The sequence below is a fragment of the Nocardioides luti genome (genome assembly GCF_014212315.1).
In the GTDB taxonomy this organism is placed as follows: domain Bacteria; phylum Actinomycetota; class Actinomycetes; order Propionibacteriales; family Nocardioidaceae; genus Nocardioides; species Nocardioides luti.
In genome coordinates this window covers 2,780,286-2,797,656 of the sequence record NZ_JACKXE010000001.1, presented here as the reverse complement: position 1 = coordinate 2,797,656, position 17,371 = coordinate 2,780,286, and the positions used below count along the sequence as shown (strand labels likewise).

At 73.2% G+C, this 17,371-nt stretch carries 19 protein-coding genes and 1 tRNA gene; 12 read left to right on the top strand and 8 right to left on the bottom strand.

Going from position 1 to position 17,371, the window contains the following annotated elements:
* The first annotated feature begins 174 nt into the window (after positions 1 to 174).
* Entirely contained in the window at positions 175 to 1,509 is a 1,335-nt protein-coding gene (locus tag H5V45_RS13265; RefSeq protein WP_185253368.1) for a PASTA domain-containing protein, read from the top strand.
* 7 nt (positions 1,510 to 1,516) lie between these two features.
* On the opposite strand, the gene H5V45_RS13260 is transcribed toward H5V45_RS13265, so the two are convergent.
* Complete coding sequence (locus H5V45_RS13260) at positions 1,517 to 1,786, bottom strand: hypothetical protein (protein WP_185253367.1); 270 nt, start codon at positions 1,784 to 1,786, stop codon at positions 1,517 to 1,519.
* 10 nt (positions 1,787 to 1,796) lie between these two features.
* On the bottom strand, positions 1,797 to 3,518 hold the full coding sequence (locus H5V45_RS13255; protein ID WP_221634511.1) for a sodium:solute symporter family protein: 1,722 nt from the start codon (positions 3,516 to 3,518) through the stop codon (positions 1,797 to 1,799).
* Between the two features lie 175 nt (positions 3,519 to 3,693).
* Between H5V45_RS13255 and H5V45_RS13250 the strand changes: the two genes are divergently transcribed.
* From H5V45_RS13250 to H5V45_RS13240, 3 genes are all read left to right on the top strand, one after another.
* A complete protein-coding gene (locus tag H5V45_RS13250) occupies positions 3,694 to 4,236 on the top strand; it encodes a pilus assembly protein HicB (RefSeq protein WP_246415902.1) in 543 nt (180 codons plus the stop codon).
* An 87-nt stretch (positions 4,237 to 4,323) separates the two neighbouring features.
* On the top strand, positions 4,324 to 5,148 hold the full coding sequence (locus H5V45_RS13245; protein WP_185253364.1) for a DUF4097 family beta strand repeat-containing protein: 825 nt from the start codon (positions 4,324 to 4,326) through the stop codon (positions 5,146 to 5,148).
* A gap of 68 nt (positions 5,149 to 5,216) precedes the next feature.
* Positions 5,217 to 5,369: a hypothetical protein gene (locus tag H5V45_RS13240; RefSeq protein WP_185253363.1), complete on the top strand. Its 153-nt coding sequence runs from the start codon at positions 5,217 to 5,219 to the stop codon at positions 5,367 to 5,369.
* 6 nt (positions 5,370 to 5,375) lie between these two features.
* Here the strand turns inward: H5V45_RS13240 and H5V45_RS13235 are convergent, their stop codons facing one another.
* Together H5V45_RS13235 and dcd are read right to left on the bottom strand one after the other, a co-directional pair.
* Positions 5,376 to 6,335, bottom strand: a complete 960-nt coding sequence (locus H5V45_RS13235; RefSeq protein ID WP_246415901.1) for a siderophore-interacting protein — start codon at positions 6,333 to 6,335, stop codon at positions 5,376 to 5,378.
* Positions 6,336 to 6,398: 63 nt separating this feature from the next.
* Positions 6,399 to 6,974 (bottom strand): dCTP deaminase, encoded by a 576-nt coding sequence (gene dcd / locus H5V45_RS13230; protein WP_185253362.1) that lies wholly within the window; start codon positions 6,972 to 6,974, stop codon positions 6,399 to 6,401.
* Positions 6,975 to 7,024: 50 nt separating this feature from the next.
* Here dcd and H5V45_RS13225 point away from each other — a divergent pair, with 50 nt between their 5' ends.
* The 7 genes from H5V45_RS13225 to H5V45_RS13195 all read left to right on the top strand — a co-directional run bounded on the left by H5V45_RS13225 (position 7,025) and on the right by H5V45_RS13195 (position 14,085).
* Entirely contained in the window at positions 7,025 to 7,849 is an 825-nt protein-coding gene (locus H5V45_RS13225) for an SGNH/GDSL hydrolase family protein (protein WP_185253361.1), read from the top strand.
* A gap of 37 nt (positions 7,850 to 7,886) precedes the next feature.
* Positions 7,887 to 7,962, top strand: a tRNA-Gly gene (locus tag H5V45_RS13220).
* 211 nt (positions 7,963 to 8,173) lie between these two features.
* Positions 8,174 to 9,451 carry a C39 family peptidase gene (locus tag H5V45_RS13215; RefSeq protein WP_185253360.1) on the top strand — a complete coding sequence of 426 codons (1,278 nt, stop codon included), beginning with the start codon at positions 8,174 to 8,176 and terminating at the stop codon, positions 9,449 to 9,451.
* Positions 9,451 to 10,614: a hypothetical protein gene (locus H5V45_RS13210; protein WP_185253359.1), complete on the top strand. Its 1,164-nt coding sequence runs from the start codon at positions 9,451 to 9,453 to the stop codon at positions 10,612 to 10,614. Before H5V45_RS13215 ends, H5V45_RS13210 begins: the two co-directional genes overlap by 1 nt.
* A gap of 42 nt (positions 10,615 to 10,656) precedes the next feature.
* Positions 10,657 to 11,310 carry a TIGR02453 family protein gene (locus H5V45_RS13205; protein WP_185253358.1) on the top strand — a complete coding sequence of 218 codons (654 nt, stop codon included), beginning with the start codon at positions 10,657 to 10,659 and terminating at the stop codon, positions 11,308 to 11,310.
* Between the two features lie 64 nt (positions 11,311 to 11,374).
* Entirely contained in the window at positions 11,375 to 13,057 is a 1,683-nt protein-coding gene (locus H5V45_RS13200) for a WXG100 family type VII secretion target (protein ID WP_185253357.1), read from the top strand.
* Entirely contained in the window at positions 13,051 to 14,085 is a 1,035-nt protein-coding gene (locus tag H5V45_RS13195; RefSeq protein WP_185253356.1) for a TolB-like translocation protein, read from the top strand. The genes H5V45_RS13200 and H5V45_RS13195 overlap by 7 nt, the downstream gene beginning before the upstream one ends.
* A 20-nt stretch (positions 14,086 to 14,105) precedes the next feature.
* On the opposite strand, the gene H5V45_RS13190 is transcribed toward H5V45_RS13195, so the two are convergent.
* The 3 genes from H5V45_RS13190 to H5V45_RS13180 all read right to left on the bottom strand — a co-directional run bounded on the left by H5V45_RS13190 (position 14,106) and on the right by H5V45_RS13180 (position 15,885).
* On the bottom strand, positions 14,106 to 14,861 hold the full coding sequence (locus H5V45_RS13190) for a hypothetical protein (protein WP_185253355.1): 756 nt from the start codon (positions 14,859 to 14,861) through the stop codon (positions 14,106 to 14,108).
* Positions 14,858 to 15,376 carry a SigE family RNA polymerase sigma factor gene (locus tag H5V45_RS13185; protein WP_185253354.1) on the bottom strand — a complete coding sequence of 173 codons (519 nt, stop codon included), beginning with the start codon at positions 15,374 to 15,376 and terminating at the stop codon, positions 14,858 to 14,860. Before H5V45_RS13185 ends, H5V45_RS13190 begins: the two co-directional genes overlap by 4 nt.
* 62 nt (positions 15,377 to 15,438) lie before the next feature.
* Positions 15,439 to 15,885: a nuclear transport factor 2 family protein gene (locus H5V45_RS13180; protein ID WP_185253353.1), complete on the bottom strand. Its 447-nt coding sequence runs from the start codon at positions 15,883 to 15,885 to the stop codon at positions 15,439 to 15,441.
* Positions 15,886 to 16,001: 116 nt separating this feature from the next.
* On the opposite strand from H5V45_RS13180, the gene H5V45_RS13175 reads away from it, so the two are divergent.
* A complete protein-coding gene (locus tag H5V45_RS13175) occupies positions 16,002 to 16,874 on the top strand; it encodes a hypothetical protein (RefSeq protein ID WP_185253352.1) in 873 nt (290 codons plus the stop codon).
* Between the two features lie 36 nt (positions 16,875 to 16,910).
* Here H5V45_RS13175 and H5V45_RS13170 read toward each other — a convergent pair whose 3' ends face one another.
* On the bottom strand, positions 16,911 to 17,369 hold the full coding sequence (locus H5V45_RS13170; RefSeq protein WP_185253351.1) for an RrF2 family transcriptional regulator: 459 nt from the start codon (positions 17,367 to 17,369) through the stop codon (positions 16,911 to 16,913).
* Between the last annotated feature and the right edge of the window lie 2 nt (positions 17,370 to 17,371).

Sequence of the window (17,371 nt, the reverse complement as noted above, 5' to 3'; positions counted from 1 at the left end):
TTCGAGACGGTCGCTGCGCGACCTCCTCAACCACCGATGCCCTCCCCTCGTGCGGTGGGTGGTTTCGAGACGGTCGCTGCGCGACCTCCTCAACCACCGATGCCCCGCGCGGCCTCCTCGACCAACCACCGCCCGACCAGCCCACCCGTACGGTGAACCCGACAGGAGGCGGGCATGGACATCGGTGAGTACGTCGTCGCGCGGCACCCGATGCTGGTCCGTGCCGCCGTGCTCATGGGACGGCCGCTGGAGCGGGCGCGCAGCCTGGTCGAGGAGGCCCTGGGCGAGCGGGCCCGGGCGATCCGCCGGTCCGACGACCCGGACCCGGAGGTGCTGCGCACCCTGCACGCCGCGGTCGAGACGGACCGGATCGGGCACCCCGCGGAGGCGGTGCCGCAGGAGCGCCCCGACCAGCCGCCCGGCCTCGACGACGAGGGGCTGGCGGTGCGGCACGCGCTGGGGGCGATGCCGGCGGAGGTCCGTGACGCAGCGGTGCTGCTCTGGTTCTGCGACCTGACCGCGGCCGACGCGGCCGACGCGCTCGGCCTCGAGCGGCGCGACCTGCCGCCGCGGGCCGCGGCGGCGCTGGCCGCCCTCGGGGTCACCGAGGGGGACGACGCCCGGCAGCTGCTGGCGCAGGCCGGCGACACGATCCTGGTGCGGCCCGCCGGACCGCTGCCCACCAGGCCCCCGCGCGGCAGCAGGGGTCGCGCGTGGCTGCTCCCCACGGTGGCCGCGGCCGCGGCCCTGGCCGTGCTGACCGGCATCGCCCTCCAGCTCCAGGGCGACCCGCCCGGCCGCCCCGACGCGAAGGCGGCCCAGGCCGACCCGCTGCCCCTGACGCTGCGGGGCAACCAGCTGCCGTCGTTCTTCGGCTACCGCGTCGGCGACGCGACCGCGCGGCTCGAGGCGTACGTCCTCCGCGTCGACGTCACCCGTGTCGAGGCGTGCGAGCCGCCGGGGCTCGTGCTCGGGACCAACCCGGGCATCGGCACCAGCTTCCAGCCCGGCGACACCGTCGAGCTCGTCGTGCCGCGAGTGGACCCGTCGTCGTGCGGGGACGACTACCCCGCGCGCGTGGAGTCCTGGGCGTTCCTGGACTTCGCCACGGGCCGCGGGGCACCGCCGCGCTTCGCCCGCGAGGTCACCGTCTCCGTCGACGGCGGGCTGCCCGTGAGGCTGTCGCGCCGGGAGGCGCGGGACCCGAGCCTGTGGGGCAACGCCCTGTCCCGGGTGGCGGACGCCGCCGGGCGGATCGGGGTCGACGACGGCCACTACCTCGGCCCGACGCTGGTCGTGATGGACGGCGTCCCCCCGGCCGAGGCGTGCGGGGTGCGACGCCCGGACGACCTCGGACGGCGTACGGCGGTCGAGCTCGCCATCACCCTGGCGACCGAGTCGGGCGGGTGCCCGCTGACGGTCGACCTCTACCGCCGGGGCGGCGCCGTCGACACCGTCGTGGTGCGGAGCCCGCGCCCCCAGGGCTCGGACTCCGCCGGCTCCCCCTAGCGGAGCGTCAGCTCCCCACGTGCGACTGGTCGTCGGTCGTGTGCCCGGCGTCGTCGGGGACCACGACCGGGCGGATCCGCGCCCAGGCGAGGAAGCCGACACCGACGACGAGCAGCGCGATCCCGGCCCAGAGGTTGGCGTTCACGCCGCCGGTCTTCTCGGTCTCGGTGTCGCCGAAGAGGCCCATCCCGAGCAGAATGACGCCGTAGATGCCGAGCACCGCCCCGATGATGTTGCGGATGTCGAGGGCCCCTGCCGTGTGCTTCTCGGTTGCCATGCGAGCCTCCTCAGAACGCGATGTTCAGGACGACGACCATGGCGAGTGCCAGGCCTGCGAGTGGGACGGTACGGCGGTACCACGGGTACGACGCCTCGTGCTCGTCGGTGCGCTGCTCCACCGGGGTCTCGGAGTAGACGAGCCCGACCAGCTCGGACGCCGGCTTCGGCGCGGTCATGAGCGAGACCACCACGCTCAGCACGATGTCGACGACGAACGCCGCACCGGCCGCCACGAAGGACGCCCCCTGGCCGCTCAGCGGGATCGCCCCGATGCTCAGGGAGCCGAGGGTGCCCTCGGAGAGGAACGCGACGAACACGGCGGCGATCGTGCCGAACGACAGCCCGACCCAGCCCGCGGTCGAGGTCATCCGCTTCCAGAACATCCCGAGGATGAAGGTCGCGAAGAGCGGCGCGTTGAAGAAGCCGAACAGGGTCTGGAGGTAGTCCATGATGTTGGAGAAGTTCGACGCCAGCTGGGCGGTGAAGACCGCGACCAGGGTGGCGCCGACCGTCGCGATGCGGCCGACCTTCAGGTAGTAGCCGTCGGAGCGGTCCTTGACGACGTACTGGCCCCACAGGTCGAAGCTGAAGACCGTGTTGAACGCCGAGATGTTGGCCGCCATGCCGGCCATGAAGGCCGCCAGCAGACCGGTGATCGCGATGCCGAGCAGGCCGTTGGGCAGCAGGTCGCGCATCAGGTAGAGCAGCGAGTCGTTGAACTTCACGGTGCCGCTCGCACCACCCGCCACGGTCTCCCCGGCCTTGGTCTTCACCATCTCGGCGACGAGGACCGCGGCGATCATGCCCGGCAGGATCGTGATGAACGGGACGAACATCTTCGGGAAGGCGCCGATGATCGGGGTCTTGCGGGCCGCGGAGATCGACTCGGTGGCCATCGCGCGCTGGACCTCGACGAAGTTCGTCGTCCAGTAGCCGAAGGACAGCACGAAGCCGAGACCGAAGACGATGCCGATGACCGACAGGATCGAGGAGTCGAAGCCGGTCAGGTCGGTGCCGGGCCAGGAGCTGAGCTGCTGGGCCGCGGTCGCGGAGCCGCCGTCCCCGGCGTTCGCGGTGATCTTGTCCTTCAGGCCGCCCCAGCCGCCGACCTGGTGCAGGCCGATGAGGGTGAGCGGCAGCAGGCCCGCGACGATGACGAAGAACTGCAGGACCTCGTTGTAGATCGCGGCGCTGAGGCCGCCGAGGGTGATGTACGACAGGACGATCACGGCGGCGACCAGCAGGGCGAGCGTGAGGTTCCAGCCGAGCAGCGCCTGGATGATGCTGCCGAGCAGGTAGAGGTTGATGCCCGCGATGAGCAGCTGGGCGACGGCGAACGAGATCGAGTTGACCAGGTGCGCGCCCGGCCCGAAGCGTCGGAGCATGAACTCCGGCACCGAGCGGACCTTCGAGCCGTAGTAGAACGGCATCATCACGACGCCGAGGAAGAGCATCGCGGGGATGGCGCCGATCCAGAAGTAGTGCACCGCCGGCAGGCCGTACTGCGCCCCGTTGGCGGACATGCCCATGATCTCGACGGCACCGAGGTTCGCCGAGATGAAGGCGAGCCCGGTGACCCAGGCCGGCAGCGAGCGCCCGGACAGGAAGAAGTCCAACGAGTCGGAGACCCGTCGGCTCGCCATGAAGCCGATGGCGATCACGAAGCCGAAGTAGACGGCGATGACGAGGTAGTCGACGGCGTTCGCCTGGATGAGCGTGTCGCTCGCCAGGACGGTGATGCCCGAGTCAGCCATGGGTGGCCCTTCCGGAACGTATGCGAGGGGTGTGACGGCGACGTCACGCTAGACCTGTACCCACCGCGCCGTCACGCACGCCCACGAGTGACACCAGAAATGACGTCACAACTTCTTGACGTGACGTCATAGTGATGTCACGATGGTGCACATGGACATCACGCCGTACATCGACAGCCTCCGCCGGGACCTCGTCGCCGCCGCGGAGGCCGCCGGCCCCGAGACCCGTCAGGCCGCCGAGCGCCTCACCTTCGCCCTCGACCCGTCGGCGCGGCTGGCCCTGATGGAGGCGGTCTCGCAGGCTGCCGCCGAGATCACCGCCGAGATGCCGACCGGCAGCGTCGACGTCCGGCTCAGCGGCCGGGAGCTCGACTTCGTCGTGCAGACCGCGGCAATGACGCCCCCGGCCCCGCCGGCGCCCCCGGCCCCGCCCGCCGTCGAGGAGCTCGACGAGGACGGCGCCGTCGCCCGGATCACCCTCCGGATGCCCGAGTCCGTCAAGGCGAAGGCCGAGGAGATGGCCGCCCGCTCGGGCCACTCGCTCAACACCTGGCTGGTCAACGTCGTCCGCAACGCCACCCGCGAGAACGCCATCAACGTCGACATCGACCTGTCGAGCATCCCCTTCTTCGGGGGCAGCGACCCCTTCGGCGGCAAGAGCCGCGGCAGCCGCCGGATGACCGGCTGGATCTGACCCACCCGCACCGCAACCACCGTCAAGCCCCGTCAGGGGACCAGCCCCAGGCTGGTCCCACGGCCGAACACACCCTTGGGAGCACCCATGACCGAGCACCACTTCGAAGCCCACCGCCCCGTCCAGCTCTACGTCGAGATCGGCAAGGGCTCCGTCCAGGTCGTCGCCACCGACACCACCGAGTCGTACGTCGAGGTCACCGGCCGCGACGCCGAGCAGGTGATGGTCGAGCAGTCCGGCGACGAGCTGAGCATCATCGCCCCGAAGCAGCGCACCGGCTTCCTGAGCGGCGACTCGCGGCTCGACGTCCGCGTCACCGTCCCGACCGACAGCGACCTGGCCGTCAAGACCGGCAGCGCCGACATCACCGCGGACGGCACCGTCGGCACCACGCACGTGAAGAGCGGCTCCGGCGACGTCCGGCTCGACGTCCTGGGCGGTCCCGCCCTCGTCGAGACCGGCTCCGGCGACATCACCGTCGAGCACGCCCGCGGCGAGCTGCGCATCAAGAGCGGCTCGGGCGACGTCAACCTCGGCAGCGCCGACGGCGCCCTGGTCGTCTCGACCGGCTCCGGCGACGTGGAGATCGCCACCACCAACGGCCCGACCGTCGTCAAGACCGGCTCCGGCGACCTCAAGGTCGTCGACGCCCAGACCGACGTCTCGCTCACCACGGGCAGTGGCGACCTCGTCATCGGCAGCGTCGCCCGCGGCCGACTGACCGCCAAGGGTGCCTCCGGCGACGTGCGCGTCGGCATCCCGGCCGGCATCCCCGTGTGGACCGACGTCTCGACCGTCTCGGGCGAGGTCGTCAGCAACCTGCGCGGGGCCGGCGAGCCCCAGGACGGGGCCGACCACGTCGAGCTCCGCGCCAAGACCGTCAGCGGCGACATCGTCCTCGTCGAGGTCTGACCGTCCCCCCACCACACCTCACCCGTCACCACCCACGCGCACCACCCCGACCCCACCAGGAGACCGCCATGTACGACAGCCACCTCATGATCGAGACCGAGGCCCGCCACCAGATCGCCGACCGCCTCAACCGCGCCGCGCAGCCGCACCTGCCGGTCGTCCCGCAGCGGCAGCGCTTCGCCCAGCGGCTGCGCCGCTTCGCGGACCGGATCGACGGCTGAGCCGCGTCACGACCGCATCGCGACGCCCCGGCGCCAGTAGCCCATGAAGGCCACCTGGCGCCGGTCCAGCCCCACCTCGGCCACCAGCGCCCGCCGCAGCCCGGTGACCACGCGGGACTCCCCCGCGACCCAGGCGTAGAGGTCCCCCGGCCCACCCTCCGCTTCAGGATCCGCCGCCACCGCCTCACCGGCCGAGGAGTACGTCGGGGTCTCCCACAGGTCCGGGTCCACCTCCTCCTCGGGCCCGACGAGGTCCTCGACCGCCGCGCGGGACCCCAGGTGGGCCAGCACCGCCCGCTGCAGCAGGGACCCGAGCGGGCGACCGTCCCGGGGCAGCCAGACGACCTCGACCCCGACGGGGTGCTCGACCGCCAGCACGTCCCCGGACACCGGCACCTCGAGGAAGGCCGCCCCCCGGGCATCCGGCGGGAGCTGCTCGAGCACGGCACAGACGGCCGGGACCGCCGTCTCGTCGCCGGCGAGCAGCACCGTGGCCGCGTCGCCGGGGAGGAACTCGATGCCACCCCACGGCACCCCGCGCCGGGGGCCCAGCAGCACCACCTCGTCGCCCACCACGGCCCGGGCCGCCCAGCTCGCCCCCGGTCCGGGCTCGCCGTCGTCGGGGTGCAGGACCACGTCGACGACCAGCCGGGCGTCGGCGCCGCTGCCCCGCAGCGCCCGCACCGTGTACGTCCGCAGGTGGCCGCGGTCCGTCTCCGGCAGGGCCAGCCACGCGGCGTACCACCCCTCGTCCGAGCCGGCCGACGAGAGCGACGGCAGCGAGCCGTCCGCCCCGGGCAGCAGCAGCTTGATCCGCTGGTCGAGCAGCGGCCCGTCCACCCCGAACTCGGCGAGCGCGGGCCCGGCGAGCTCGATCCGCACGAAGCTCGGCGAAAGGCGCCGGACCCCGGCGACCGCCACCCGGTCGAGGATCATCGGGAGCGGGGCGTGCGTGGTCGTGGTCATCGGGACGTCCTCGGAGTTAGGTGAGCCTAAGTTAGGGTCACCTTACCCGACGTCCGGCGGCGGTCAGATCTCCGTGCGGTGGAAGTTCTGGAAGGACCGCGACGGCGTGGGGCCGCGCTGGCCCTGGTAGCGCGAGCCGTACTTCTCCGAGCCGTAGGGGTGCTCGCTCGGCGAGGTCAGCCGGAAGAAGCAGAACTGTCCGATCTTCATCCCCGGGTAGAGCTTGATCGGCAGCGTCGCGACGTTCGCGAGCTCGAGCGTCACGTGCCCGGAGAAGCCCGGGTCCACGAAGCCGGCGGTCGCGTGGGTCAGCAGGCCGAGGCGCCCCAGCGAGGACTTGCCCTCGACCCGCGCCGCGACGTCGGCCGGCAGGCTCACCACTTCGTACGTCGACCCCAGCACGAACTCGCCGGGGTGCAGGATGAACGGCTCGTCGCCGACCGGCTCCACCTCGCGGGTCAGGTCCGACTGGTCGGCCGCGGGGTCGATGTGCGGGTAGCGGTGGTTCTCGAAGACCCGGAAGAAGCGGTCGAGCCGCACGTCCACGGACGACGGCTGGAGCATCGCGGGATCCCAGGGGTCCAGCGCGATCCGTCCGGCATCGATCTCGGCCAGGATGTCGCGGTCGGAGAGCAGCACGCTGGCACCCTACCGGCCACCCGCCTTGGCGGGACCCCGATCATGGAGCCATGAGCACCGCGCCCGCCTTCCGCCGCTACGTCGCCCTGGGCGACTCGTTCACCGAGGGCGTGGGCGACCCCGACCCGACCCGCCCCAACGGCCTGCGCGGCTGGGCCGACCGGGTCGCCGAGGTGCTGATCGGTGGCAGCGACGACGCGACCTACGCCAACCTGGCGATCCGCGGCCGCAAGCTCGAGGGCATCGTGGCCGAGCAGGTCGAGCCCGCCGTCGCGCTCGAGCCGGACCTCGTCACGATCTACGCCGGCGCCAACGACATCCTCCGCCCCCGCGTCGACCTGGACGCCCTCGCCGCGACGTACGACGCCGCGCTGGCGCGCCTGGCCGCCACCGGCGCCCGGCTGCTCGTGTGGACCGCCTTCGACCCGGGCGGGTCGGCGATCTACCGACCGGTGCGCGGCCGGTTCGCGCTCTACAACGAGCACGTCCGCGAGAGCGCCGACCGGCACGGCGCCTCGGTCGTCGACTTCTGGCGGCTGCGCGAGTACCGCGACTGGCGCTTCTGGGACGCCGACCGCATGCACATGGGACCGGCCGGCCACCAGCGGATGGCGATCGAGGTGCTCGACACCCTCGGCGTCGCGCACGACCTGGCCCCCCTCGACCTCGCCGATGAGGCGACCCCGAGCCGCCGCGAGCAGCTGCGCGAGGACCTCGCCTGGGCCCGGACCTCGGCGGCCCCGTGGGTGCACCGCCGGCTGACCGGGCGCTCGTCGGGCGACACGGTCGGGCCGCGCTACCCGGCGCTGGACCGGATCCCCGGCCTCGTGCTCGGCGCCACGGCCCCGACGCCGGCGTCTCCCGGCGGTCACTGATCGGTTAACATGTGCGCCGGTCGGTTCGCCGCCCGATGCGGACGTAGCTCAGTTGGTAGAGCGCGACCTTCCCAAGGTCGATGTCGCGAGTTCGAGTCTCGTCGTCCGCTCCACTTCTCCCCGCTCCACCGTCCGCGTGCCGCCCCCCGCGAACGTCTCCTCGGCCGTCCCCCTGACCGCTCGTGGCGCGCCCGTGCGCGCCGTGAGCCGCGCCACGCGTGACCGGCCCGGCACCCAGATGTGACCGATGGGACACTTGACCACTCGTGTGGTTGTTGGGGACAGTGAGGCGACCACCACCCCTGCCCCGTCTCGAGGATCCCGATGCCCCGCCCCCGCACGATCGCCATCGGTGCACTCGCCGCCCTGCTCGTCGCCACCCCCTTCATCCCACGCGGCGGCGACCCGGACGGCTCGCTGCTGCCCTCCGGCAAGGAGAAGTACGACGCCCTCGCGACGTCCGGCACGGCCGTGGCCGGCCGGGTCACCCCCGCGATGCAGGCGGAGATCGACCGCGTCGTCGCCCAGGGCCGTGCCCTCGGCCGGCTGAGCGGCAAGGCCGCGACGACCAGCCTGGTCGACGACCTCGTGCGCTGCGCGAACTTCGAGGGCCAGACCTACTGCCTGGGCTCGGGCTGGACCGAGAGCTCGCCCGCCGAGGTCCGCGCCCGGGCCGCCGCCGCGGCGCGCACCCTGGCCGCCCGGCCCGCCGGCACCACCACGACGACCGGCGACCTCGACGTCCTCGGCACGCTGCGGCGTACCGCCGCGCTCTCCCCCGACGCCCGCGCCGCCGCCGAGCGCCGCGAGCTGACCGACGCCGCCCGCTCGGTGGCCAAGGTGTGGCTGCTGCGCCACGAGATCCAGGGCGAGCCGCTCCCCGACGGCTTCCTCGAGGCGCACCCGGAGGCCCGCGCGAGCGCCCCGACCGCCGGGACCACCGCCGCCAAGGCGTCGGCCAGCCCTTCGCCGAGCCCGTCCGCGAGCCCGACGGCGGCCCCGGCGCCGACCGCGAAGCGCAAGACCCGCAAGGACTACCCGCGCCGGGCGACCGTGCTCGACCCCTCGCAGGTCGCCGAGCAGGAGCGCACCTACTGGTGCGGCCCGACGACCATGCAGATGATCACGTGGGGCTGGAAGCAGGAGGACCTCGGCCAGGCGCACTGGGCCGACAAGCTCGGCACCACGACGGGCGGCACCGCGATCAGCGACATGGTCCGCGTGGTCAACCAGAACACCGGCTGGGACGGCAAGGACTACGCCGGCACGTACATCACGCTGGACATCAAGGACTACACCTACCAGCAGTGGCTGCTGCTGACGATGCGCCACATCGTCGACTACAAGGCGCCGATGATCTTCCACCCGATCCTGCTGAAGAAGTACTACCCCTACCTCGACGACGACGCCTCGGGCCACTTCCAGGCCGGCCGCGGCTACGACAAGCGCGGCAAGAAGACGACCGTCGTGAGCTACTTCGAGCCGTGGAACCAGCAGCGCTTCGACCCCTCCGAGCCCTACATCGCGCGGGTGCAGTGGCGCTGGGCCTACAAGTCCTACCGGGCCAACGAGGCGCACTTCCAGCACAACATCGGCGTCTGATGCGGAGCCGGTACGCCGTCCCGCTGGCCGTCCTCGCGCTGGCCCTGACCGGGTGCGGGGGCGACGACCCGGCGCCCGGCGCCGGGGGCGAGCCGACCGCGTCCGCGAGCAGCAGCGCCAGCACCAGCCCGAGCCCGACGGACGACCCGACGCCCGGCGAGAGCACGTCGGCGAGCCCGAGCGAGACCGCCGGCGGGGGCGTCGGCACCGCCGAGGATCCGGAGCCGCTCGATGCCGGGAAGGCCCTGCTGGACTGGACGCCGGTGCCTGGCTCCGTCACCGACACCGTCACCCGGGGCGGCGGCTGGACGCTCACCGTCGACGAGCTCGGGAAGAAGGCCGAGCTCAGCAGCGACGGCGCCTCCGCAGGGACGGCCACCGACAAGCGGCACCGGATCTCCGACGCCCTGCTGGACGGCCGCTACGCCGTGGTCGTCGTGCAGGACAAGCGCGAGACGCAGCCCGCGGTCGCCACGGTCTACGACCTCGGCAAGGGCGCGAAGAGCTTCACCCTCGACGGGTCCTCCGACGTCCCGACGGTCACCGGAGGCACCTGGGCGCTCGGCGAGGGCCACCTGGTGCACGCCACGGTCCGCGACGGCGCCTACTGCGCCGCCACCGTCGACCTCGCGACGCAGAAGTCCACGATCGGCTGGTGCGCGCCGGACCGCAGCGGCTTCAACGCCGCCCGGATCACCCCGGCCGGCGACTCGCTGCTGACCTTCGACGACAGCCGGCCCTCGTGCCGCACGGTCGTCGCGCTGTCCGGCACTGGCACGACGCCGTTCCCGGGCGTCCCCGCCTGCACCGCCTGGGAGGGCCTGGTCACCGACGACGGGGCCGTCTGGGCGGTCGTCCCCAAGCCGCGCCGCGTCGAGGAGGCCGTCCTCTACGCCCACACCGGCGACAGCTGGCTCGACCTCGGCCCCGGCACCTCGGGCTCGCTGACCTGGTGCGCCGGCGCGGCGTACTTCGTCCGCGACCCCCAGACCGACGGCAGCCCGGCGGCGCTGATGCGCTTCGACGGCACCGCGCTCGACGTCGTCTACGAGTCCTCGGGCCCGCAGTCGTTCGTGGCCTCCCCGCGCTGCGGCGGCGACACGCTCACGATCACCTCGCTCTCCGAGGACGGCGACGAGCAGGTCAGCGCCGACCTCGGCTGACCGCCCCCGGGTCACCGCCGGCCGCCCGTCTACTGTGGACGGGTGACTGGCTTCACCGGCTTCCCGACCGCTGCCCTCGACTTCTACGACGACCTCGAGGTCGACAACACCAAGTCGTTCTGGGAGAAGAACAAGGCCGTCTACGACGAGGCCGTCAAGGCGCCGATGGTGGCGCTGACCGCGGCCCTGGAGCCGGAGTTCGGCCCCGCCAAGATCTTCCGCCCCTACCGCGACGTCCGCTTCGCGAAGGACAAGACGCCCTACAAGACGCACCAGGGCGCGTTCGTCGCCGTCGGCCCGGCCACCGGGTACTACGTCGAGCTGTCGCCGCGCGGGATCCGCACCGGTGCCGGGTTCTACGACGCCGGCCCGCCCCGGCTCGCGGCGTTCCGCGCCGCGATCGACCACGACCACTACGGCGCCGAGCTGCAGACGATCGTCACCGCGCTGGAGGCCGACGGCTGGGACGTCGGTGGCGACCGGCTGAAGACCACGCCGCGCGGGTACGCCGCCGACCACCCGCGCATCGACCTGCTCCGGCACCGGTCCCTGACCGTGGGCCACTCCCTCGGCTTCGGCCCGATCGTGAGCTCGCCCGACCTGCTCGACGCCGTCCGCGACGACTGGCGGGCCCTGACGCCGCTGGTGAGCTGGGTGGAGTCGACGATGGCCGGGGCGGCCGGCCCCACGGGCTGACCGGCGTTTGCCACCCGGCCCCACGGGGCATCCCTAGCGGGACCCGTCCCACGGAAGGACGCCCGTGACCGACCCCGAGATCGCCTACCAGCGGATCGTCTCCGGCGATGCGGGCGCCGTGCACGCCGCCGCCGACACGCTCGGCCAGGTCCGGCGCGACCTCGACGGGGCCGGGGACGCGATCTACCAGGCGACCGGCGTCCCGGTGTGGACCGGCCAGGGCGCCACCGCCTTCCAGGGCCGCGCCGCGGGGTTGCTGCAGGGCGTCCAGGTCAACCACGTCGTGGTGGCGCGGGCACGGGGTGCGCTGGAGACCGCCGCGAAGGCGTACGACGCGGCCACCCAGAACGCCGACCACTTCATCTCCTTCTGGCGCAACCGACCGGGCGGCCTGCCGCCGTTCATCGAGGAGCTCCTCGCACTGGTCGTGAACGTGCGGCTGCTCGAGGTCGAGACGTCGTACGACCACGCGCTCGCCGCGATCGCCGGCGTCCTCACCGGCGAGGAGAGCGTCGACCTCGACGAGCTGGACGAGGACACCCGGAAGTGGGTCGAGCACGGCCTCGACCGCAACGAGGACTGGCTCGAGGGCAACGGCAGCGGGCTCGGCCCGATCATCCCGTACGTCGCCGCCACCGGCGACGACCGAGGCTGGATCCCGCAGGGACTCGGCTACGACCCGGCGAGCGGCCTGCTGCTGCAGAGCTACTACAACCACCACGGCGACCCGGCGACGATGGCGCTGATCGACCCGACGTCGGGGCACCCGATGGGCGACGTCGCCCTCGGCGGCTACACCGACAACGGCCGGCCCACCGACTACGGCACCCCGGGGCACGCCGGCGGCGTCGCGGTCGACGGGGACAACGTCTACGTGACGTCCGAGGGGCAGGTGTACACCTACTCGCTCAACGACATGCAGAACGCCTCGTCCGGTGACGAGGTGCCGCAGGTCGCGCCGCCGCAGGAGCTCGCGGCGAGCTCCTACTCCACCATCAAGGACGGCCAGCTGTACGTCGGCGACTTCGACTCCAACACGATGTACGCCTACAACAAGGGGCCGGACGGGCAGTGGCAGCCCGTGGTCGGCAGCAACGGCCAGCCGCTCCCGATCCCGACGCCGGACAACGTCCAGGGCGTGCTCGTGCGCGACGGGGAGTTCGTCTTCAGCACGTCGAGCGGGCGCGGCAACGAGAGCCAGCTGATCGTGCAGGACCGCAACTCGGGCGACCGCTCCGACCCGTACACGATGCCGAACATGTCCGAGGGCGTCGTCGAGGTGAACGGCAACTTGATCACGACGTACGAGTCCGGGGCCGCGGAGTACGACCACTGGGACGGCAAGCTGGGCTGGCTCTGGGGCGTCAAGGACAGCGACAGCCTCTGGGCGAACCCGTACATGACCAGCACCCCGCTCGGCGAGCTCGGCCTCTCCGGCGAGTTCGAGGCCGAGCCGAAGAGCCTGCGGAAGGCCGCCGCTGAGCTGGGCGACCCGGCCGCGACGCTCGGCAGCGCGTCGTCGACACTGGCCGGTGTGCACGTCACCGCCGTCTCGCTCGGCCGGGTCCCGTCGGCCTCCACCCTCGCGACGGCGGTCGACGACCTCGTGTCCGGCTCCGCCGACAGCGTCCGCACCGGCGCGGCCGCCGCGCACCGGCTCGCCGAGGCCCTCCTCGCGACCGGCCACCACTACGAGGCCACGGACTCGGCGGTCAGCGGGCTGATGCAACGGCTGGGCCCGTGGTGAGCGCCCGCCGGGCTGCCGGCCTGCTGACGACCGTCACCCTCGCGGCCGCCCTGCTCGCCGGTTGCGGCGACGACGAGCCGGGGACTGCCGACCCGTCGGGCGACCCGTCGTCCTCGACCTGGACGGCCGCCACCGACCCGCTCGACCCGGGCGGCCTGGGCTGGGCCTCGGGATCCGAGGTGCACCTCGGCGACGGCACCACCATCGACACCGGCGAGAAGATCGAGGAGTACGTCGTCGCCGGTGACGACGTCTTCCTCACGACCGGCGAGCAGGTCGAGGGCGACACCGCGGCCATCACGGCCTCACCGCTGTACGCCGCCGGGCGCGACGGTGAGGCACGCGAGGTCGCCCCCGGGGTTGCCTCCCCGCTGGCCTCGCCCGACGGGCGCTACCTCGTGTTCCTCGACGTCGTCACCGGCGAGCAGGACCGCTTCGGCACCGCGCAGGCCGAGATCGTGGTGGTCGACCTGGAGCAGGGCACCGAGACCCGCACGACCGACGGCATGGGCGACCCCGCCGAGGACGACTTCACCGACAACTACAACGACGCCGAGATCGGGGTCGAGCGGGTCACGGACGACACGGCCTACGTCGGCGCCCTCGACGGCGACTACGCCGTCGACCTCGCGAGCGGCGACGCCGAGAAGCTCGACCCGGCGGACCGCTCGTGGGACCGCCGGGCCGGCGACCCCACCAGCCCGGACGGCCGGTGGCGGATCGTGGACACCGACGACCTGCGCGACACCCTGCGCTCGCAGGACGGCGACCGGGTCGTGCCGGACCCCGGGACCCCGCGCTGGGACCTCGACCACTGGACCGCCGACGGCCTGGCCGTGGGCTTCGCGATCTCCGGGCCGGTGACGGGTGACGGCTCGAAGATCACCGGCGCGAACGGCTTCGCCCTGATGGGCTGCACCGTGCCGGCGGGGAAGTGCACGGTCGTCCCCGAGACGACGGGCGGGACGATCCTCTTCCCCGCCGGCCAGGCGGACTTCGCCAGCACGACCCTGCCGGCCGGGCGCTGACGCCAGCTGGGCGTCGCTCGTCAGTCGAACCAGACGTCGCTGGTCGCCAGCGCGGTCAGGTCGTCGAGCGAGAGCGGCGGGTCCGTCGTCAACGGTGCGACGCCCTTGCCGTCGGCGGCGTTGTAGGACAGCGTGCTGACCTCGAAGGTGCCGCGCCACACCGACACCCCCTGGGCGCTGACCCCGTCGCCGGTGGTCGGCCCCCACGTGAGCTGCAGGTCGCCGTCGGCGTTGGTGGTGCAGGTGCCCCGGGTGGCGTCGGCCCCCGACTCGCACTGCGCGCGGGTGTTCGACCCGACCCGCTCGACGACCACCGTGGTCAGGGTGCCGGCCCAGTCGAAGTGGGCGATCACCTCGTCGGGGGTGTCCCTGGGGCCCTCGGCACCGGTGCGCAGTGCCCCGGCCTCCTGACGACCCACCACCTGCTCGACCGCCGCGGGGATCTCCTGGGGCGTGATCGTGATGTCGGTCGGCGTCAGCCGCGGCGGGGTCGGCGTGCCGGTCGGCGACTGCGTGGGGTCGCTGGCGGAGGTCGGGCCCCCGGTGGCGACCGGCGCGGAGCGGTCACCCCCGGAGGACAACGGCACGACGGCCGCGACGGCGCCGATGACGCCGAACACGGCGAGCGCCGCGGCCGCCGTACCTGCTTGCTGGCGACGGCGCTTCGCGCGGCCGCGGGTCATGGCAGCGGCCACGAGGCCGTGCGGGTCGGAGGGTCGTGAGGGCAGTGCTCGCTCCAGCAGCGGGGCGACGCCGGTGTCGTGCTCGTCGTTCATGGCGCTTCCTGTCGGTGGTGGAGGAGATCGGTGAGCGAAGGACCGAAGACGTCGCGGAGCCGGTCGAGCGCCCGCAGGGTGCGGTTGCGGACCGCCCCCTCGCTGCAGCCGAGCGTGGCCGCCACCTCCCGGACCGGACGGTCGTCGAGGTAGCGGAGCACGAGCACGGCCCGGTCCAGCGGTTGCAGCTGCTCGAGCGCGGACGCCAGGGCCAGGCGCAGCTCGACGTCCCCGTCCCGGACCCCCGGGTCCGGCAGCACCTCGACCGGGCGCTCGTGGGCGCTCGGGCGACGCATCGCGCTGATGTACACCCGGACCAGCGTGGTCTGGGCGTACGCCGCGGGGTTGTCGATCGGCATGGCCAGGCGCTTGTGCCAGCGGACGTACACCTTGGCGAGGGTCTCCTGCACGAGGTCCTCGGCTCGGTGCCGGTCGCCGCAGAGCAACCAGGCGGACCGGTGGAGGTGCGCGAGCCGCGCGAGCGCGAACTCCTCGAACTCCTGGTCCTTCGTCATCTCTCTCCTCTGGGCTGGCGTCACCCCTACGACGCGGCGCCCGGAGGAAATGTCACACGGTCTCAGCCCTTGCGGTAGGTCCCCATCGCGCGCTCCGGCTCCCAGTAGGCCCGCATCGAGGCCACGCGGCCGTCCTCACGGACGGTGTAGACCATCACCAGGTCGGTGTCGACCTGTCCGCCGTCGGGGAACGTCGTGGTGATCGTGCCGGTGTTGGCGCAGGTGTTGCCGTTCGCGTGCGAGTCGTGGATGACGAAGGAGAAGGTCTCGATCGGCGCGATCGCGAGCTGCCAGAACGCCGCGATCCCCTCGTGGCCGTGGTGGCCCCGGCCCTCGGGGTCGAACATCGAGGGACCGACCGGGTCCTCGATCACCGCGTCCTCGGCGTAGACGGTGAGCCACTCGTCGAGGTCGCCGCGGGCGACGGCGGCGTACGACCGCTGGGAGGCCGTGCGGGCGGGGTGCTCGCCGGAGGGGGCGTTCCAGGTGATGGCGTCGGGCAGGCTCATGCGGGCATCGTAGGCCGGAACTGGAACGTGTTCTAGTGGCCCGGCTCTCGCGCCGCCCTCCCCGGCCTTCACGTCGCGTTCACCGACCGGCCGCCCGCGGCTGCCACCGTCGGGGCATGGTCAAGCGCACGGCGTACCTCCACATCGGCCCGACCCACACCCGCAGCGAGGTGCTCGACGACGCCCTCGCGGCGTCGACGGACCTGCTCGCACGCCACGGCGTACGCCGTCCCGTGCGGTCCGCGGAGGAGATGCTCAGCGCCGCGGTCGAGATCCGGCGCACCCACCAGCACTGGGGGCTGCGCCGCAAGGACGTCGAGGGCACCTGGTCGCGGATCGCCCGGCGGGCCTGGAAGGGCCGCAACAGCGTCGTGCTGGTCCAGCCGCACCTGGCCGGCGCCACGCGCGACCAGATCGCGCTGCTGCTCGACGCCCTCGCGGGCTTCGACGTGCACGTGATCCTGACCGCGACCCCGCCGGGCGCCCCCGGCACCGCGGGTCAGGAGGGCCCGGCGGCCCTGGCCGCCCGCTGGGCGAGCGCGCTGCGCAGCCCGGACCGCCTGCACGTGGTCGTCCCCCCGCGCGACGGCGACCCCGACGCCCACGCCTGGCGCGCCCTCGGTCGCATCGTCGGCTTCGAGGCCGGCCCGCTCCCCGTCGTACCGCCTGTCGAGGAGGTGCCGGACGCGCCACTGACCGAGGCCCGCCACGAGCTGCTCGTCGAGCAGGCCGAGCGCTGGGCCAAGGAGCTGGCGGAGGCGGGCCACGACGTGCACGGCGAGCTGACCGACCTCGTCCCGCCCGCCCGGGAGGAGCGCAGCGACGAGGAGCTGGCACGGCTGCTGGCGGCCGCGGCGGACGCGCTGGCCGGTGCGCGCGACGAGCTCACCCGGCTGCGGGTCGCGCACGGCGCGCTGGTGGCGCGCCACGAGTCGGTCACGAAGAAGCGCAAGAAGCTGGAGCGGCGGCTCCGCGCCGCGCAGGACTGATCGGCACCGGGCCCACCGGGGCCCGACGCACCGGGATCAGTGCGGCTGCCAGGCGTCCTCGTCGGCGGTCCGCGAGGTGACCGCCTTCGGCAGCTTGCCGTCGGCGAGCTGCTGGATCGAGACCTGCTCGAAGACGTCGCGCAGCGAGCGGCGCGCGGCGATCCAGACGTGCTGGAGCACGTCGGCGGACTCGTTGTAGCTGACCGCCTCGGGACGCAGGCCGTAGACCGAGACCAGCGGGCCGTCGACGGCGCGGATCACGTCGGCCACCGACACGCTCTCGGGGGTGCGACCCATCCGCCAGCCGCCCGACTGGCCGCGCTGCGACATCACGATGCCGGCACGCCGGAGGTCGGCCAGGATCGCCTGGAGGAAGCCGTGGGGGATCTCCTGGAGACGGCCCAGCTCCTCCGCGCTCACCGCGCGCCCGTCCTGTCGGGTGGCCATCTCGATGAGGGCACGCAGGGCGTAGTCGGACTTGGCGGAAACGCGCATGG

Excerpts from the sequence above, each read along its gene's own strand:
- H5V45_RS13225 (WP_185253361.1), top strand. The coding sequence starts at position 7,025 with ATGAGCACCGCGCCCGCCTTCCGCCGCTACGTCGCCCTGGGCGACTCG.
- H5V45_RS13240 (WP_185253363.1), top strand. The coding sequence starts at position 5,217 with ATGTACGACAGCCACCTCATGATCGAGACCGAGGCCCGCCACCAGATC.
- H5V45_RS13185 (WP_185253354.1), bottom strand. The coding sequence starts at position 15,376 with ATGACGAAGGACCAGGAGTTCGAGGAGTTCGCGCTCGCGCGGCTCGCG.
- H5V45_RS13190 (WP_185253355.1), bottom strand. The coding sequence starts at position 14,861 with ATGAACGACGAGCACGACACCGGCGTCGCCCCGCTGCTGGAGCGAGCA.
- H5V45_RS13180 (WP_185253353.1), bottom strand. The coding sequence starts at position 15,885 with ATGAGCCTGCCCGACGCCATCACCTGGAACGCCCCCTCCGGCGAGCAC.
- H5V45_RS13235 (WP_246415901.1), bottom strand. The coding sequence starts at position 6,335 with ATGACCACGACCACGCACGCCCCGCTCCCGATGATCCTCGACCGGGTG.
- H5V45_RS13260 (WP_185253367.1), bottom strand. The coding sequence starts at position 1,786 with ATGGCAACCGAGAAGCACACGGCAGGGGCCCTCGACATCCGCAACATC.
- H5V45_RS13215 (WP_185253360.1), top strand. The coding sequence starts at position 8,174 with ATGCCCCGCCCCCGCACGATCGCCATCGGTGCACTCGCCGCCCTGCTC.
- H5V45_RS13170 (WP_185253351.1), bottom strand. The coding sequence starts at position 17,369 with ATGCGCGTTTCCGCCAAGTCCGACTACGCCCTGCGTGCCCTCATCGAG.
- H5V45_RS13250 (WP_246415902.1), top strand. The coding sequence starts at position 3,694 with ATGGACATCACGCCGTACATCGACAGCCTCCGCCGGGACCTCGTCGCC.
- H5V45_RS13175 (WP_185253352.1), top strand. The coding sequence starts at position 16,002 with ATGGTCAAGCGCACGGCGTACCTCCACATCGGCCCGACCCACACCCGC.
- H5V45_RS13245 (WP_185253364.1), top strand. The coding sequence starts at position 4,324 with ATGACCGAGCACCACTTCGAAGCCCACCGCCCCGTCCAGCTCTACGTC.
- H5V45_RS13210 (WP_185253359.1), top strand. The coding sequence starts at position 9,451 with ATGCGGAGCCGGTACGCCGTCCCGCTGGCCGTCCTCGCGCTGGCCCTG.
- H5V45_RS13265 (WP_185253368.1), top strand. The coding sequence starts at position 175 with ATGGACATCGGTGAGTACGTCGTCGCGCGGCACCCGATGCTGGTCCGT.